Here is a 15446-nt window from a genome sequence, read left to right as displayed (position 1 = left end):
ATGACAATTCCCGTTATTCTTGCATCGACCAGCCCTTTCCGCCGGCACCTGCTGGAACAGGCTGGTTTGCGGTTCACTGCCATGGCGCCCGATATCGATGAGCGCGAAATCGAAGGTCGGGCCGAGCATCAGCATGTGTCGCCACCGGAGTTGTCACAGGTGCTGGCCTGCGAAAAGGCTTTGGCCGTGAGCCGGCAGGCGCCGGATGGTTTTGTGATCGGTGGCGATCAGGTTTTGGCTCTGGGCGAACGGATCTATCACAAGCCAAAGGATCTCCTCTCTGCTCGTGACCAATTGCTCAGCCTGCGGGGTGAAACTCATGTGCTTTATAGCGCGCTGGCGCTGGCGAAACAGGGTGAGGTGATCTGGCGGCATGTCTCACAGGCCCGGATGACCATGCGGATGTTCAGTGAGACGTTTCTGGACGATTATCTTGAACGGGTAGGCGAGGCGATCCTGAAAAGCGTTGGTGGCTATCAGATCGAAGGCTTGGGCGTGCAGTTGTTTTCGGATATCGTCGGGGACTATTTTACCATCGTCGGCGTGCCGCTTTTGCCTCTGATGGAGAAACTGCGCGAATTGGATATTGTGCATGCATGATTCACGTGAAACATTTCTGACGGGCGCCTTTGTTGCCGGCTACCCAATCAAGCATTCCCGTTCGCCTATTATCCATAGCTATTGGCTTCAGCAGCACGGTCTGGCGGGTGGCTATGAGAAACTGGAGATCGACCCGGCAGATATCGCGGATTTCTTCGCCAAACTGAAAACAGGCAAGACCCGCTATCGGGGTGGCAACATTACCATCCCGCATAAAGAGGCCGCCTTTCAGATCGCTGATGTCCCCGACGAGGTGGCAAGGCAGCTTGGGGCTGCCAATACGCTTTGGCTTGAAAATGGGCTTATTCACGCCACCAATACCGATGTTTACGGTTTTCTGGCCAATCTTGATCAGGGGCATGCTGGCTGGGATAAGGCGCGCAAGGCCGTCGTGTTGGGGGCGGGTGGTGCCAGTCGGGCGATCATCCAGGGACTATTGGATCGAGGATTGCAGCATATCCATGTTGTCAATCGGACCCTGGCACGAGCCCAGGATCTGGCGGATCATTTTGGCGTTGCCGTCCATGCGCATGGGAGAGATGAGTTGCAGGAGGTTTTGCAGGGCGCGGACCTCTTGGTCAACACCACGTCTCTCGGCATGAATGGCGAAGATGTTCCACAGATTGACTGGGAGAGGCTGTCTCCCGGCGCTTTGGTAACGGATATCGTCTATACGCCGCTGGAAACCGGCCTGTTGCGGCAAGCGAGGGCGGCGGGCTTTGCCACGGTGGATGGTCTTGGCATGCTTTTGCATCAGGCCGTACCGGGATTTGAAAAATGGTTTGGCGTCCGGCCCCAGGTGACGGATGATTTGCGCCAGTTGTTGATTGCCGATCTGGAGAAGCAGCCATGATACGCATCGGTCTGACCGGCTCGATTGGCATGGGCAAGACAACGACGGCAGATTTTTTTCGTCAGGAAGGTGTGCCGGTCTATGATGCCGATGCCGCCGTGCATGACTTGTACCGGGGCGATGCGGTCGCTCCGATTGGCGCTATTTTTCCCGAAGCGGTTGTTTCTGAAGTCGTGGATCGGGAGGTTCTCAGTCGGACTCTGGCTCAGAATCCGGGTAAGCTTAAAGAATTGGAGGCGATCGTTCACCCGCTTGTGCGCGACAAACAACAGGATTTCCTGGAAGATCAGGAATTGGCGGGCGCCGATCTGGTTGTTTTCGATATTCCGCTGCTGTTTGAAACCGGCGGAGAAAAACGGCTTGATAAGGTCGTTGTCGTCAGTTGCGATGCCGATACGCAAAGGCGTAGGGTGCTGGCGCGACCGGGCTGGAGCGAAGAAAAGCTGGCACTGGTTCTGTCGCGGCAGATGCCGGATGCTGAAAAGCGCGCCCGCGCCGATTTCGTGATTGACACCGGACAAGGCCTTAAGGTGGCACAAACTCAGGTAAAAGCCATCGTTTCCACCCTACGTGGGGAAACCTGACATCAAACCACCAGAGTTTTCTTGGAAAATGGCGTGGCGTCTGGAATAGCCATCGGCCAAAGCTAAACACAAAATCAAGTGACGGAGCAATAATGCGGGAAATCGTTTTCGATACGGAAACCACCGGACTGGAAAGCAAACTGGACCGGGTGATTGAAATCGGTGGCATCGAATTGTTCAATCATTTCCCGACCGGCCGCAGTTTTCATGTCTATATCAACCCTGCCGACCGGGCCATTCACCCAGATGCCTTGGCGGTTCACGGCATTACACCTGAGTTTCTGAAGGATAAGCCGGTCTTCGCCGATATCGTCGAGGATCTGGTGGCGTTTTTCGACGGGGCGAAATGGGTGGCGCATAATGCCACATTCGACATGGGATTTATCAATGCCGAGTTCGAGCGGTTGGGTCGCCCGCCGGTCGGGCCGGAGCATGTCGTCGATACCCTGTCTCTGGCGCGGCGCAAACACCCGATGGGCCCAAACTCGCTCGATGCGCTTTGCCGACGCTATGGTATCGACAATTCTCATCGTACCAAGCATGGCGCCTTGCTCGACTCCGAACTTCTGGCTGAAGTTTATATCGAAATGCTGGGAGGTCGCCAGGCGACCTTCGGTCTTGAGCAGTCGGGAAACAGCGACAAGCGATCCCGCACTCAGGATAGCAATGTGACGGTGGAAATTGCCGCCCGTCCGAAAACACTGGCACCGCGACTAACCGAGGCCGAACAGGAGCGCCACGCAGCTCTCGTCAAGCGGCTCGGCCAGAAGGCGATCTGGGCGCATTACAATCAAGGCGAATAACAGTAGCCGTAGTTATTTGGTATAAAAAAAGCCCGGATCGACCGGGCTTTTTTTAAGGTTAAAGAGCGGCATGGCGCAAGGATCAGTTGACCCGACCCTGTTCCTCGGCAAAGCGCTGGGCAAACATCTGTGCAAAATCGATCGGGTCGATCATCAGTGGGGGGAAACCGCCATTGCGCGTTGCATCGGCGATGATCTGGCGCGCAAACGGGAAGAGCAGGCGCGGGCATTCGATGAACAACACCGGCAGCATATGCTCCTGCGGGAAACCGGTGATGCGGAAGACGCCGCCATAGACCAGCTCGGCTGCAAAAACCACTTTGTCGTCGTCGCGCGCTTCGGCGGTCAGCGACAGGACCACGTCGAAATCATTGTCCGACAGCGGGTTGGCGTTGACATTGACATTGATATTGATCGAAGGGGCCTTGTCCCGGGCCTGGAGCGAGCGCGGCGCACCCGGATTTTCGAAGGACAGATCCTTGATATATTGTGCAAGGATATTCAGGGACGGGCTTTCCGCCCCATTGCTGTTTTCATTGGCCATTGGGGTTCCTCAAGGCTTTTATGGTTCGAGGCCATCTATCATTTCAAGGTGGGCCTTACAAGCCTTTCACCCCTTGCCGTCATCCCCTGGCAACCGGGTCCAGCGCGAGGAGCCGTTTGGATTGTGCCTTTGATATTCCTTTTCATCGAGATCGATGATGTCCTCCGCTTTTGCTGGACCTGGTCCTGATGATGACGGCCCGCCTGGCCCCTGTTGCCAGCCAGGTCCCCGCCCGCCGCGCTGCACGAAGACAAGTCTTGGGCTGATGATCTTCCAAAGCGCAGAGCGCACCATTGGCACCAGGAGCAGCAGGCCAAGAATATCGGTGATGAAGCCTGGCAATATCAGCAATAGTCCGCCAAACATCTGTGCTGTGCCGCTCAGTACGCCTTTGGCCGCTCGTTCGGGGTCGTTTGGACGCGGACGACGCAGGCGCTGGGCAAGACTGATCCCCTGGCTCCTGAGCACCAGCAGGCCGAACAGACTGGAGCCGATCACCAGCGCCAGTGTCGGCAGAACACCCAGCCATTGTCCGACCAGGACAAAGCCGGCGATCTTCATCAAAGGCAGTAGCAACAGGAAAAGGGCAGTCAGTCGCATTTGGTTTCCTTTAAACGATTATCGTGAGAACCTAAAGAAGTGGCGTCGGCTATTTGAATGCAGCATCCAGGCAGACTATATGGAGTGTGAAAGCTTCAAATTAAACAGCGGTGCGGTGGCAATGGGTTCTAATGATTTTGTGACTCTCTTCTTTCTGGTGGCTGCGGTCCTGATTTTCTGGCAGCTGCGCAGCGTATTGGGACGTCGCACTGGCAATGAAAAGCCACCGAAAGATCCTTTCGCCGGACGTCCGGACGCGACATCTCCAGCAGCGGAAGATGCGCGGGTCGTGACTTTACCCCGCCGCGATGAGGCCGATGGCGAGGAACGCCAGACGGCAATCGACGCCTACGCCCCAGCTGGCACCCCGCTGAACCAGCAATTGCGCCAGGTCGTGGAGGTTGATCCGAGCTTTGTGCCGAAGGAATTCCTCAATGGCGCTCGTATGGCTTACGAGATGATTGTCACGGCCTTCGCGGCTGGCGACAGGAAGAGCTTGAAGGATCTGCTGTCGCGTGAGGTCTATGAGGGTTTCGATGCGGCGATTACCGAGCGCGAACAGCGCGGCGAAGTGATGAAGTCGACTTTTGTCGGTATCGACAAGGCGGAAATCACCGGCGCCGAAGTCCGTGGCCAGGAAGTCCAGATCACCGTGCGGCTGGTCAGCCAGTTGATTTCCGCGACCTATGACAGCCAAGGCGCGGTGATCGAGGGTGACGCTGAATCGGTTGGCGATGTCAACGATATCTGGACATTTGCCCGCGATACGCGCTCACGCGATCCGAACTGGAAGCTGATCGCCACCGAATCCGACCAATGAGCGGTGAAGCGACAAAGTTTCGGTTGGAGCGTGTTGGCTTCGACCGACTCCCCGGTTGGGACGCTGACGATCCCTCGGCGCTTTTGCCGGCCGTGGTCGATTGCCTGGATTATCTGACCACGGTCAAGCCTTACCGGCCCGGCCAATTGGGATTGACCTCGCAGGACCTGATACCGCTGCTTGAAAAGGCAGCGGCTTTACCACGAGCAGACGGCGACGCATTGCGGCACCTGCTAGAAGACGAATGCCAGGTTTTTCGTATAGCGCGCACGGATGGCAGGGCGGGTTTCGTTACGGCTTTTTATGAGCCCGATATCGAGGTTTCCGATCATCCCGACGATCTCTACCGCTTTCCCTTTTACCGCCGACCTGACGATTTGATCGATCTTGATGATCAGAGCCGGCCTGAAAATATTGATCCCTCCTATGTGTTCGCACGCAAGAGCGAGTCCGGCATAACCTGTTATCCGGATCGTCAGGCCATCGACCAGGGCTTTCTACAGGGACGCGGGCTGGAAATTGCCTGGGCCAAATCGAAAGTCGATGTGTTTTTCGTCCATGTCCAGGGTGCAGCGCGATTGCGTTATGCCGACGGGCGGGTTGGACGGATTACCTATGCTGCCAAGGCGGGCCATCCTTTTTCCGGCATTGGCGGGCTGCTGCTGAAGCGGGGTGAAATTCCTCCCGAGGCGATGTCGATGCACGCGATCCGCGCCTGGCTGGCGTCTCATCCCGACCAGGTCGATGAGGTCTTGTGGCACAATCGCTCCTATATCTTTTTTCGAGAAGCCGAGGTTGGTGACCTGTCACGCGGTCCGATCGCGGCGGCGAAAGTGCCGCTGGTGGCGGGACGATCCCTGGCGGTGGACCGAACGATCCATACATTCGGCTTTCCGTTTTTCATTCATTCCCAAACCCTGACGTCCCAAGATCCGACGGGTTTTGATAGCGGCAAGCCTTTTGCGCGGTTGATGCTGGCGCTCGACACGGGCTCGGCGATTGTCGGACCGGCGCGCGGCGACATCTTCACCGGCTCTGGCGATGAAGCAGGAAATCTCGCCGGGGCGGTGCGCAACGACGCGGATTTCTATATCCTGATCCCGAAACAGGCCGCTAAAAGGGTCGAGTCGAGGTTTGGTTGATGGCGGGCAGGGACAGGATCAGTACGGAAGATCGGATTTTGTGGGGCAAGGTGGCACGCACCACCCGACCCATGGCCGGTCGTCTGGAAGAGTTGACCGCCTTTGAAGACGCCTTATCTGAATTGGAAGCGTCCAAAGTTCTGGAACCCGGCCTTGCAGCCATGCGTGCCTCGCTCGAAAGTTCTGCCGCAAAGCCTGAACCGAAGAAGCCGTCCGGCCTCCACCATCCACTGGAGCGTCCTGTCAAGCGCAAGCTGTCGCGTGGCAAGCTCAAGCTGGAAGCCCGCATTGACCTGCACGGACTGTTCCAGAGCGAGGCCCATGCGATCCTGTTGGAGTTTCTGGTGCGCGCCCATGAGCGTGGACTTCGTCACGTCTTGATCATCACCGGCAAGGGCAGTTCGATGGGCAGCGAAGGCGCCCTGAAACGGGCGGTGCCGCTGTGGTTTTCCAAGCCGGAATTCCGTTACTTGATTTCTTCCCATGAGCCAGCAGCTCATCATCACGGTGGAGAAGGTGCGCTTTACGTCCGCTTGGCGCGCCGGGGCGGGGAACGATTGGGCGGGGATGGACAATGACCCCCTTCGGCGATGCGGTGCGTGGACTTCGTGAGCGCAAGGGCGTGAGCCAGAAGGACATGGCCAAGGCGATTGGCGTGACGCCAGCCTATCTTTCGGCGCTCGAGCACGGACGGCGCGGCAAGCCGAGCTTTGACCTCTTGCAACGCATTGCCGGCTATTTCAACATCATCTGGGATGAGGCCGATGACCTGTTTGCCGTAGCGGGCCTTTCCCATCCTCGGGTGACGCTGGATACCGCTGGTCTGCCTGCTGCCCATACCGCTTTTGCCAACCGGCTTGCAGGGATGATTCGCACCTTGTCGCCCGATGTGATAGAAGATCTCAACGCACTCCTGAGCAGAAGCGAGCGGGACCGTCAAAACCCTGGAAATCCCGTGGAAGCCTGCTGAATTTCATGGCTGCGATTTGGAAGTCGCCGCAAAATCCCTATAGTCGGAAAGTGCCAACGTGTGTGATTCGCCATAATTTTTGTCGCGGCCACGCATATTGCTTATGACACTGGAAAGATCGCTGAATGACTGAAACAACCGATGAAGCAAATGCCGCCAGCACTGCCTATGGTGCTGACTCCATCAAGGTGCTGAAAGGCCTCGATGCTGTCCGCAAACGTCCCGGCATGTATATCGGTGATACGGACGACGGGTCCGGCCTGCATCATATGGTCTATGAAGTTGTCGACAACGCCATTGACGAGGCACTTGCCGGTCATGCCGATATCGTCACGGTGACGCTGAACGCAGATGGCTCAGTGACCGTGACCGACAACGGACGCGGCATTCCCACTGACATCCATACCGGCGAAGGCATTTCGGCAGCCGAAGTCATCATGACCCAGCTTCATGCCGGCGGTAAGTTCGACCAGAATTCCTACAAGGTCTCCGGCGGTCTGCACGGCGTTGGCGTCTCTGTCGTCAATGCGCTGTCCGTCAAGCTTTCCATGAAGATCCGCCGCCATGGCAAGGTTCATGAAATGAGCTTTACCCACGGCGTTGCCGATGCGCCTCTGGCCGTGACTGGCGATTATCAAGGCCGCTCCGGCACGGAAATCACCTTTCTGCCCAGCACGGAAACCTTTACCCAGGTCGAATTTGATTATGGAACGCTGGAGCATCGCCTGCGCGAGCTCGCCTTCCTCAATTCCGGCGTCCGCATTCTGCTGACCGACAAACGCAAGTCCGATATCCGCCAGGAAGAAATGCTATATGACGGCGGCCTCGAAGCTTTCGTGCGCTATCTCGACCGTTCGAAAAAGCCGCTGGTCAGCAACCCTGTCGCCATTCGTGGCGAGAAGGATGGCATTACCGTCGAAGTGGCGATGTGGTGGAACGACAGCTATCACGAAAACGTGCTGTGCTTCACCAACAACATTCCCCAGCGCGATGGCGGCACGCATATGGCCGGGTTCCGCGGTGCGCTGACCCGCCAGATCACGTCTTATGCCGACAGTTCCGGTATCACAAAGAAGGAAAAGGTCACACTTCAGGGCGAAGACTGCCGTGAAGGCTTGTCGGCTGTTTTGTCCGTCAAAGTGCCCGATCCGAAGTTCTCGTCGCAGACCAAGGACAAGCTGGTTTCGTCGGAAGTCCGGCCCGTGGTTGAAAGCTTGGTCAACGAAGCGCTCAGCACCTGGTTCGAGGAGCATCCGACCGAAGCGAAGATCCTGGTAGGCAAGGTGGTGGAAGCTGCCGTCGCCCGCGAAGCCGCCCGCAAGGCGCGCGAACTCACCCGCCGCAAAGGCGCGCTGGATATTGCCTCGCTGCCCGGCAAGCTTGCCGACTGCTCCGAGCGTGATCCGGCCAAATCCGAACTCTTCCTCGTCGAGGGTGACTCGGCTGGTGGCTCGGCCAAGCAAGGTCGCTCGCGTGAGCGTCAGGCGATCCTGCCCCTGCGCGGTAAGATCCTCAATGTGGAACGCGCCCGCTTTGACAAGATGTTGTCCAGCCAGGAAATCGGCACGCTGATCACCGCGCTTGGCACGTCGATCGGCAAGGACGAGTTCAATGCCGACAAGCTGCGCTATCACAAGATCATCATCATGACCGATGCTGACGTTGACGGGGCTCATATTCGCACATTGCTTCTGACCTTCTTCTTCCGGCAGATGCCGGAACTGATCGAGCGTGGCCACCTCTATATCGCCCAGCCGCCGCTCTATAAGGTCACACGCGGCAAATCCATTCAGTATTTGAAGGATGAAAAGGCGCTGGAAGAATATCTGATCGGCATGGGCCTTGACGATGCTTCGCTGAAGCTCGGCAGCGGCGAAGTGCGTGCCGGACAGGATCTTCGCGAAGTGGTGCAGGACGCGCTGCGTCTGCGCAGCCTGATCGATGGCTTGCATTCCCGCTATAATCGCAATGTCGTGGAACAGGCTGCCGTTGTCGGCGCATTGAATCATGAACTGACTGCCAATCGCGAACGGGCCGAGCAGACGGCGGCGGAAGTTGCCAAGCGTCTCGACCTGATCGCCGAGGAAACCGAACGGGGCTGGGAAGGCTTCGTGACTGAAGAGGGCGGCCTGCGCTTCGAGCGCATGGTACGTGGTGTCAAGGAAGTAGCGGCGCTCGATGTGGCACTGATCGGTTCAGCCGATGCACGCCATATCGACCAGCTCGCAACTCGTTTGAACGATATCTACGGTCAGCCGCCGGTCCTGACCCGCAAGGATGGTCAGCAGACAATTTCCGGTCCGCGCAACCTGCTGGATGCCGTGTTCTCCTTCGGCCGCAAGGGTCTGTCCATGCAGCGCTATAAGGGTCTTGGCGAGATGAATGCCGAGCAGTTGTGGGAAACCACGCTCGATCCGAATGTACGCTCGCTGTTGCAGGTCCGGGTCAATGACGCCACCGATGCCGATAGCCTGTTCTCTCGCCTTATGGGCGATGAGGTGGAGCCGCGCCGCGATTTCATCCAGGAAAATGCCCTGAATGTCGCCAATCTGGACATTTGACGGACCCCACAGATAGCAAAATAAAAAGGCCGTGCTTTGTAAAAAAGCACGGCCTTTTTCGTGACTCACGTGAAACATTCCGCCTTACAACACCGCGCAATCCCTTTTGGTGGACAGCGCTGCAATAGGGCTGCAATAGGAAGGATCATTTCAATGACCCTTCGAATAACCGTTCACGCCTTGAATTTACCCTCAAAAACCACGGTTTCCAGCGGTTTGCGGCCATTGGGCACTTCCTTCGCCTGCAAACCTTCCGGCAGGATCGATTTATCCCCCAGCTTGCCAATCGCAACGGCGGCCTCGATATGGAAATCGGCGGGAACACCAAGCACGTTGGCGGCCTTGTCGAAATCCACACCAGTCATGCCATGCGCATGGAAGCCGGAATGAATAGCCTGAAGTGCGAGATAACCCCAGGCAGCACCGGCATCGAAGCTGTGGCTGCGCGAAGGCTTCGGCGCGGAGCCGTCGGGAGAGCGGCTCAGCGTATCGGAAATGACGAAAACCAGAGCGGAGGCATTCTTGGCCCAGCCTTGGTTGAATTCGATCAAGGCGCCCAGCAGGGCATCGAAATGTTCGTCGCCCTTCAAGGCATAGACGAAGCGCCAGGGCTGATAGTTAAAAGCCGACGGCGCCCAATGCGCCGCTTCAAGAATGGTCAGCAATTCGGTTTTGCTCATGGTCTCGCCTGTGAAGGCGCGGGGCGACCAGCGATCGAGGAAGATCGGGTGAATGTCATGGGTGGCGTTACGATGATTGCTGCTTGTCATTATCAAACCTCAAAATGTGGAAGTCTCGAAACAAGGATGGCCCAGGTCCGCATTTGCGTTCAGAAGAACTATCCCAAGACCGTTAGCTGAGTTTACGGCTCAGTTGCGAAACACCTGACCAAACCTCTTCGCGGCACATAGGGTGTGTGGCCGCAACCGGCAAGGTGTGACAACCAAGGCCGAAACGCACCGGAAAGCTCCACCACTCCTTTGTCAAGGTGTGAAATCCCATGGGCGGATTCGCGCAATAAAATCTATGAAGTATAAAGGTTTCTGTGCATACTATCTGGTCAAAGGTTGGATAGTGGTGGAGCTAAGCAATTTCTTTACCCCTTTGAACTCCGGCCGGAACCTTGGCTCGACTGGTCCAGTTTAGCTTTGGATGAGTGACAACAGGGAAGAGGCGGATCGCATCGATGTTTTATCAACTGTATGAAATGAATCACGCAGCCATGGCTCCTTTGCGTGCCACGGCAGATGCCATGCGTCTGGCCTTCCGCAATCCGCTGAACCCGCTTACTCACACCGTCATCGGCCGGACGATGGCCGCAGGCTTCGAGGTGATCGAGCGCAACACGCGGCGCTATGGCAAGCCCGAATTCGGTCTTCCGACCACGGTGATCGACGGATCGCCCGTGAAGATCACCGAGGAAGTCACGTGGTCCAAGCCGTTCTGCAATCTCATTCATTTCAACCGGAGCCTGACCCAGCCCCGGAGTGACGACCCAAAAATCCTCATCGTCGCGCCGATGTCAGGCCATTACGCCACCTTGCTGCGCGGCACGGTCGAGGCATTGCTGCCGAGTGCCGATGTTTATATTACCGACTGGATCGATGCCCGCATGGTGCCGATGACGGACGGAACTTTCGACTTCGATGACTATGTCGATTACGTGATCGAGATCCTGCATCATCTCGGCCCAAACACCAATCTTGTTGCCGTCTGTCAGCCTTCCGTTCCAGTTCTGGCGGCCGTGGCACGGATGGAGGCGGAAAACGACGAATTCGTGCCATCCTCCATGACATTGATGGGTGGCCCGATCGATACGCGCATCAATCCGACAGCCGTTAATGAGCTGGCCAAGAACAAGCCGATTGAATGGTTTGAGGAAAACGTCATCATGAACGTTCCCTGGCCGCAGCCGGGCTTCCTGCGGCCCGTCTATCCGGGCTTCCTTCAGCTTTCAGGATTCATGTCGATGAATCTTGATCGGCATATGATTGCCCAGAAAGATTTCTATGTGCATTTGGTGAAGAACAACGGCGATTCCGCCGAAAAGCACCGGGAATTCTATGATGAATATCTGTCGGTCATGGACCTGACGGCTGAGTTCTATCTGCAAACGGTGGAAGCCGTGTTCATGCGGCATTCCCTGCCGAAGGGCGAGCTGATGCATCGTGGCAAACCGGTCGATTGCGGCGCCATCCGCAATGTGGCTCTTTTGACGGTCGAAGGCGAGAACGACGATATTTCCGGCGTCGGCCAGACAAAGGCGGCACAAACGCTCTGCACCAATCTCGCCGATGACAAGCGTATGCATTACATGCAGCCGGATGTCGGCCATTATGGCGTCTTCACAGGGTCTCGGTTCCGTCGCGAGATTGCGCCGCGCATCGTTGCTTTTGCCAAGCAGCATTCCAATCAACAGTCCTCGGCAGCAAAGCCGGCAACGATGGTGAAGCGCGTTATCAAGGGTGGAAAATCAGCCTGAGGGGAAATCGAATTTCCCGAATTTTTCGAGTGATTTAGCAAATTGCGAATGATGCACGCTTGAAGGTTGTATCCGCCATTCCCATCTCGAATATGTCCGGTCGCATGGTGCTTGCCGGACATAACGAGGATAATGGAATGAACCAATCAGCATTGCTGCGTCCAGGCTGGACGCCTGCGACGATTGCCATGATGGTGCTCGGCTTCGTGATCTTCTGGCCGCTTGGCCTTGCCATGCTTGCCTATATTTTATGGGGCGATCGCTTCCGCACATCGAAACGGAACGCAAATGAGGCTATGGACGCCATGTTTTCAAAATGCTGCGGCAGCCGCCGCTCACGCAATCGCAACCGCTTTAGCGCCTCCAGTGGTAACCTCGCCTTCGATGAATGGCGTGTCGCCGAGCTGGAGCGTATCGAGCAGGAACGCCGCAAGCTTGAAGAAATGCGTGAGGAATTCGAGGCCTATGTCCTGGAATTGCAGCGCGCCAAGGATCAGGATGAATTCAACCGCTTCATGAACCAGCGCAATGCCAACCGCCGGGATGAGCGCGGCAGCGATGTCCAGACCTTCACTCAGGACTGACCGTCACTCAATTCTAAAAAGGCCGATATCTCTGGATGTCGGCCTTTTTTATGGCTCTGGCTCGTAACCTATCCAATAATCGCCGCTTGCAGGCTATAAATGGCACTGTCGATTTTTGCCGGATTTTCCCACGCCAACAGCAATTCTTCAGAGACTGGAAGCGATATAAGGCGACGATCCGACCGAATCAGGTAAAAGACCCGCATGTTTCCCTTGTTTTTGCGAAGCCCGACCAGAGCGGTGAAAAAGCCGAAAGTGCCGGAAAGCCGCGAGCTGATCGTGGCCGGGCGATCTGTGCCGCTTGCCATTCGCGAAAACCTGCGCGCCACCCGCATTACCCTGCGGATCGAGCCCGGTGGCCGGGGCCTGAAAATGACCATTCCCAAAGGGGTACGCCAAGGCGACGTCAACGATTTTATCGAGCGGCATCGCGGCTGGCTGGAAAGCAAGCTGGCCCGCTTTTCCGATGATACGAAAGTCAGGGCAGGGGGCATGATTTTGCTGCGCGGCATTGCGCATCGTATCGAGCATACCGGTCAATTGCGCGGCGTGACCCAGGTGCAGATGGAAAATGGTGAACCGGTGATCCGCATCAGTGGTCTGCCGGAACATGCCGGTCGGCGGTTGTCGGCCTTTTTGAAAAAGGAAGCACGGCTCGATCTGGAGAGGCTGGTCGCCATCCATACCGGACGGCTGGGCAAGCCGGCAAAAAGCCTGGCGCTGAAGGACACCCGCAGCCGTTGGGGCTCCTGCTCCTGGGATGGCAGTTTAAGCTTTTCCTGGCGCATCGTCATGGCGCCACCCTCGGTGATCGATTACCTTGCCGCCCATGAGGTGGCGCATTTGAAGGAAATGAACCACGGCCCGCAATTCTGGGCGCTGTGCAAATGTCTCTGCCCCGGCATGGACGAGGCCAAGAGCTGGTTGAAGCGGCATGGATCGGAATTGCATGCCCTCGATTTTGACTGATTTGGCTCGACTCCGGGCCGATTTCATGTCACTTCGCTGACATGAAACCTGATGTCAAAATTTGCGGATTGAAGACCGAGGAAGCCGTTGAAAAAGCCGTGTCCCTTGGCGCCACCCATGTCGGCTTCATCTTCTTTGAGAAAAGCCCAAGACATATCGAACCCGATATCGCCGGACGCATTGCCGAAAAGGCGCGGGGCAGGGCGAAGATCGTTGCCGTCACCGTCGATGCGGATACCGATGACCTTGATGATATTGTGTATCTGCTGAAGCCGGATATCCTGCAATTGCATGGCCATGAAAGCCCGCAACAGGTGCTGACCATCAAGGCGCTCTACGGTCTTCCTGTCATGAAGGTATTTTCCATCCGCGAACCCGCTGATCTTTTGCAGATCGATGCCTATATAGGGATAGCAGACCGTTTTCTGCTCGATGCCAAGGCGCCAGAAGGGTCCGATCTGCCCGGCGGCAATGGCGTCACCTTCGATTGGCGTCTGCTGCGCGATCTTGACGCAGAGGTCGATTACATGCTTTCGGGTGGGCTCAACAAGGACAATGTCGGGCAAGCCCTTGCCGAGACGGGAGCGCGAGGCCTGGATGTGTCTTCCGGCGTCGAAAGCGCGCCAGGCGTCAAGGATCTCGAACGGATGGATCAGTTCTTCGCCGCCGTCAGGCTGGCAACGGCCACAGCGCCGGTTTCAGGGAGTGTACAGTGAACCAGAACCCAATCCCGAATTCCTTCCGGTCCGGGCCGGATGAAGATGGCCGTTTCGGCATTTTCGGCGGCCGCTTCGTGGCCGAAACCTTGATGCCGCTGATCCTGGATCTGCAGGCGGAATGGGAAAATGCCAAGACCGACCCCAGCTTCAAGGCTGAACTCGATCACCTCAACACCCATTATACCGGGCGTCCGAGCCCGCTCTATTTTGCCGAGCGGCTGACGGCGGAGCTTGGTGGCGCCAAGATCTATTTCAAGCGCGACGAGTTGAACCATACCGGTTCGCACAAGATCAACAATTGTCTCGGCCAGATCCTGCTGGCCAAGCGCATGGGCAAGACCCGGATCATCGCCGAGACCGGTGCCGGTCAGCACGGCGTGGCCTCGGCCACCGTGGCGGCCCGCTTCGGCCTGCCCTGCATCGTCTATATGGGCGCCACCGATGTGGAGCGCCAGGCGCCGAACGTCTTCCGTATGAAGCTGCTCGGCGCGGAAGTCCGTCCGGTGACTTCAGGTCATGGCACCTTGAAGGATGCGATGAACGAGGCTCTGCGCGACTGGGTCACCAATGTCGATGAGACCTATTACATGATCGGCACGGCTGCCGGTCCGCATCCCTATCCGGAAATGGTCCGCGAATTTCAGTCGGTGATCGGCAAGGAATCCCGCGATCAGATGATGGCTGCTGAAGGCCGGCTGCCGGATATGCTGGTGGCAGCGGTCGGTGGTGGCTCCAATGCCATCGGCCTGTTCCATCCGTTCCTTGATGATGAGAGCGTACGGATGATCGGCGTCGAGGCTGGCGGCAAGGGGCTGGATGGCAATGAGCATTGCGCCTCGCTAACTGCTGGTTCTCCCGGCGTTCTGCATGGCAACCGCACCTATCTGCTGCAAGACAGCGACGGGCAGATCAAGGATGGACATTCGATTTCTGCCGGGCTTGATTACCCGGGTATCGGTCCGGAACATTCCTGGTTGAAGGATATGGGCCGTGTCGAATATGTGCCGATCATGGATACCGAAGCGCTGGAGGCCTTCCAGCTTTTGACCCGCACCGAAGGCATTATTCCCGCTCTTGAACCCAGCCACGCCCTGGCCGAGGTGATGAAGCGGGCGCCCAAAATGGGCAAGGACGAGATCATCCTGATGAACCTCTGCGGACGCGGCGACAAGGACATCTTCACGGTCGGCAAGATTTTGGGAATGGGGCTCTGAC

General features: G+C 57.1%; 17 protein-coding genes. 14 read left to right on the top strand and 3 right to left on the bottom strand.

Annotation, left to right across the window (positions count from 1 at the left end; translation table 11 throughout):
* The 4 genes from V6582_RS11010 (at position 1) to dnaQ (ending at position 2840) form a co-directional block, all read left to right on the top strand.
* Complete coding sequence (locus V6582_RS11010) at positions 1 to 600, top strand: Maf family nucleotide pyrophosphatase (protein WP_156631428.1); 600 nt, start codon at positions 1 to 3, stop codon at positions 598 to 600.
* A complete protein-coding gene (locus V6582_RS11005; RefSeq protein WP_156631429.1) occupies positions 593 to 1453 on the top strand; it encodes a shikimate dehydrogenase in 861 nt (286 codons plus the stop codon). The genes V6582_RS11010 and V6582_RS11005 overlap by 8 nt, the downstream gene beginning before the upstream one ends.
* Positions 1450 to 2037: a dephospho-CoA kinase gene (gene coaE, locus V6582_RS11000; protein WP_156631430.1), complete on the top strand. Its 588-nt coding sequence runs from the start codon at positions 1450 to 1452 to the stop codon at positions 2035 to 2037. Before V6582_RS11005 ends, coaE begins: the two co-directional genes overlap by 4 nt.
* Positions 2038 to 2129: 92 nt before the next feature.
* A complete protein-coding gene (gene dnaQ / locus V6582_RS10995) occupies positions 2130 to 2840 on the top strand; it encodes a DNA polymerase III subunit epsilon (RefSeq protein WP_156554711.1) in 711 nt (236 codons plus the stop codon).
* 82 nt (positions 2841 to 2922) lie between these two features.
* On the opposite strand, the gene secB is transcribed toward dnaQ, so the two are convergent.
* On the bottom strand, positions 2923 to 3384 hold the full coding sequence (gene secB / locus V6582_RS10990) for a protein-export chaperone SecB (RefSeq protein WP_012654504.1): 462 nt from the start codon (positions 3382 to 3384) through the stop codon (positions 2923 to 2925).
* 66 nt (positions 3385 to 3450) lie between these two features.
* A complete protein-coding gene (locus V6582_RS10985; RefSeq protein ID WP_156631431.1) occupies positions 3451 to 3984 on the bottom strand; it encodes an FxsA family protein in 534 nt (177 codons plus the stop codon).
* Between the two features lie 121 nt (positions 3985 to 4105).
* Here V6582_RS10985 and V6582_RS10980 point away from each other — a divergent pair, with 121 nt between their 5' ends.
* The 5 genes from V6582_RS10980 (at position 4106) to gyrB (ending at position 9477) form a co-directional block, all read left to right on the top strand.
* Positions 4106 to 4804: a Tim44/TimA family putative adaptor protein gene (locus tag V6582_RS10980; protein WP_156631432.1), complete on the top strand. Its 699-nt coding sequence runs from the start codon at positions 4106 to 4108 to the stop codon at positions 4802 to 4804.
* Entirely contained in the window at positions 4801 to 5946 is a 1146-nt protein-coding gene (gene mltA / locus V6582_RS10975; RefSeq protein ID WP_156631433.1) for a murein transglycosylase A, read from the top strand. The genes V6582_RS10980 and mltA overlap by 4 nt, the downstream gene beginning before the upstream one ends.
* Positions 5946 to 6524 carry a Smr/MutS family protein gene (locus V6582_RS10970; RefSeq protein WP_156631434.1) on the top strand — a complete coding sequence of 193 codons (579 nt, stop codon included), beginning with the start codon at positions 5946 to 5948 and terminating at the stop codon, positions 6522 to 6524. The genes mltA and V6582_RS10970 overlap by 1 nt, the downstream gene beginning before the upstream one ends.
* Positions 6521 to 6916, top strand: a complete 396-nt coding sequence (locus V6582_RS10965; protein WP_060718833.1) for a helix-turn-helix domain-containing protein — start codon at positions 6521 to 6523, stop codon at positions 6914 to 6916. The genes V6582_RS10970 and V6582_RS10965 overlap by 4 nt, the downstream gene beginning before the upstream one ends.
* A 125-nt stretch (positions 6917 to 7041) precedes the next feature.
* Positions 7042 to 9477 (top strand): DNA topoisomerase (ATP-hydrolyzing) subunit B, encoded by a 2436-nt coding sequence (gene gyrB, locus V6582_RS10960; protein ID WP_012654510.1) that lies wholly within the window; start codon positions 7042 to 7044, stop codon positions 9475 to 9477.
* Between the two features lie 173 nt (positions 9478 to 9650).
* On the opposite strand, the gene V6582_RS10955 is transcribed toward gyrB, so the two are convergent.
* Entirely contained in the window at positions 9651 to 10247 is a 597-nt protein-coding gene (locus V6582_RS10955; protein ID WP_156631435.1) for a nitroreductase family protein, read from the bottom strand.
* Positions 10248 to 10663: 416 nt separating this feature from the next.
* Between V6582_RS10955 and V6582_RS10950 the strand changes: the two genes are divergently transcribed.
* The 5 genes from V6582_RS10950 (at position 10664) to trpB (ending at position 15445) form a co-directional block, all read left to right on the top strand.
* Positions 10664 to 11959, top strand: a complete 1296-nt coding sequence (locus V6582_RS10950; RefSeq protein ID WP_156631436.1) for a polyhydroxyalkanoate depolymerase — start codon at positions 10664 to 10666, stop codon at positions 11957 to 11959.
* A gap of 137 nt (positions 11960 to 12096) precedes the next feature.
* Entirely contained in the window at positions 12097 to 12543 is a 447-nt protein-coding gene (locus V6582_RS10945; RefSeq protein ID WP_060718921.1) for a DUF2852 domain-containing protein, read from the top strand.
* 204 nt (positions 12544 to 12747) lie between these two features.
* The gene (locus V6582_RS10940; protein ID WP_156631437.1) at positions 12748 to 13512 is read left to right on the top strand and encodes a M48 family metallopeptidase; all 765 of its coding nucleotides are present in this window, start codon (positions 12748 to 12750) and stop codon (positions 13510 to 13512) included.
* A gap of 41 nt (positions 13513 to 13553) precedes the next feature.
* Positions 13554 to 14228: a phosphoribosylanthranilate isomerase gene (locus V6582_RS10935; RefSeq protein WP_156631438.1), complete on the top strand. Its 675-nt coding sequence runs from the start codon at positions 13554 to 13556 to the stop codon at positions 14226 to 14228.
* On the top strand, positions 14225 to 15445 hold the full coding sequence (gene trpB, locus V6582_RS10930; RefSeq protein WP_337739218.1) for a tryptophan synthase subunit beta: 1221 nt from the start codon (positions 14225 to 14227) through the stop codon (positions 15443 to 15445). The genes V6582_RS10935 and trpB overlap by 4 nt, the downstream gene beginning before the upstream one ends.
* The last annotated feature ends 1 nt before the right edge of the window (position 15446 follow it).

The organism is Agrobacterium vitis (genome assembly GCF_037039395.1).
Taxonomy (GTDB): domain Bacteria; phylum Pseudomonadota; class Alphaproteobacteria; order Rhizobiales; family Rhizobiaceae; genus Allorhizobium; species Allorhizobium vitis_E.
Note: the sequence above shows the minus strand (reverse complement) of the source record. Positions and strands in the feature narration are given on the sequence as shown.

Excerpts from the sequence above, each read along its gene's own strand:
- mltA (WP_156631433.1), top strand. The coding sequence starts at position 4,801 with ATGAGCGGTGAAGCGACAAAGTTTCGGTTGGAGCGTGTTGGCTTCGAC.
- V6582_RS10950 (WP_156631436.1), top strand. The coding sequence starts at position 10,664 with ATGTTTTATCAACTGTATGAAATGAATCACGCAGCCATGGCTCCTTTG.
- V6582_RS10970 (WP_156631434.1), top strand. The coding sequence starts at position 5,946 with ATGGCGGGCAGGGACAGGATCAGTACGGAAGATCGGATTTTGTGGGGC.
- coaE (WP_156631430.1), top strand. The coding sequence starts at position 1,450 with ATGATACGCATCGGTCTGACCGGCTCGATTGGCATGGGCAAGACAACG.
- V6582_RS11010 (WP_156631428.1), top strand. The coding sequence starts at position 1 with ATGACAATTCCCGTTATTCTTGCATCGACCAGCCCTTTCCGCCGGCAC.
- V6582_RS11005 (WP_156631429.1), top strand. The coding sequence starts at position 593 with ATGCATGATTCACGTGAAACATTTCTGACGGGCGCCTTTGTTGCCGGC.
- V6582_RS10935 (WP_156631438.1), top strand. The coding sequence starts at position 13,554 with ATGAAACCTGATGTCAAAATTTGCGGATTGAAGACCGAGGAAGCCGTT.
- V6582_RS10955 (WP_156631435.1), bottom strand. The coding sequence starts at position 10,247 with ATGACAAGCAGCAATCATCGTAACGCCACCCATGACATTCACCCGATC.
- V6582_RS10940 (WP_156631437.1), top strand. The coding sequence starts at position 12,748 with ATGTTTCCCTTGTTTTTGCGAAGCCCGACCAGAGCGGTGAAAAAGCCG.
- secB (WP_012654504.1), bottom strand. The coding sequence starts at position 3,384 with ATGGCCAATGAAAACAGCAATGGGGCGGAAAGCCCGTCCCTGAATATC.
- gyrB (WP_012654510.1), top strand. The coding sequence starts at position 7,042 with ATGACTGAAACAACCGATGAAGCAAATGCCGCCAGCACTGCCTATGGT.
- V6582_RS10980 (WP_156631432.1), top strand. The coding sequence starts at position 4,106 with ATGGGTTCTAATGATTTTGTGACTCTCTTCTTTCTGGTGGCTGCGGTC.
- V6582_RS10945 (WP_060718921.1), top strand. The coding sequence starts at position 12,097 with ATGAACCAATCAGCATTGCTGCGTCCAGGCTGGACGCCTGCGACGATT.
- V6582_RS10965 (WP_060718833.1), top strand. The coding sequence starts at position 6,521 with ATGACCCCCTTCGGCGATGCGGTGCGTGGACTTCGTGAGCGCAAGGGC.
- dnaQ (WP_156554711.1), top strand. The coding sequence starts at position 2,130 with ATGCGGGAAATCGTTTTCGATACGGAAACCACCGGACTGGAAAGCAAA.
- V6582_RS10985 (WP_156631431.1), bottom strand. The coding sequence starts at position 3,984 with ATGCGACTGACTGCCCTTTTCCTGTTGCTACTGCCTTTGATGAAGATC.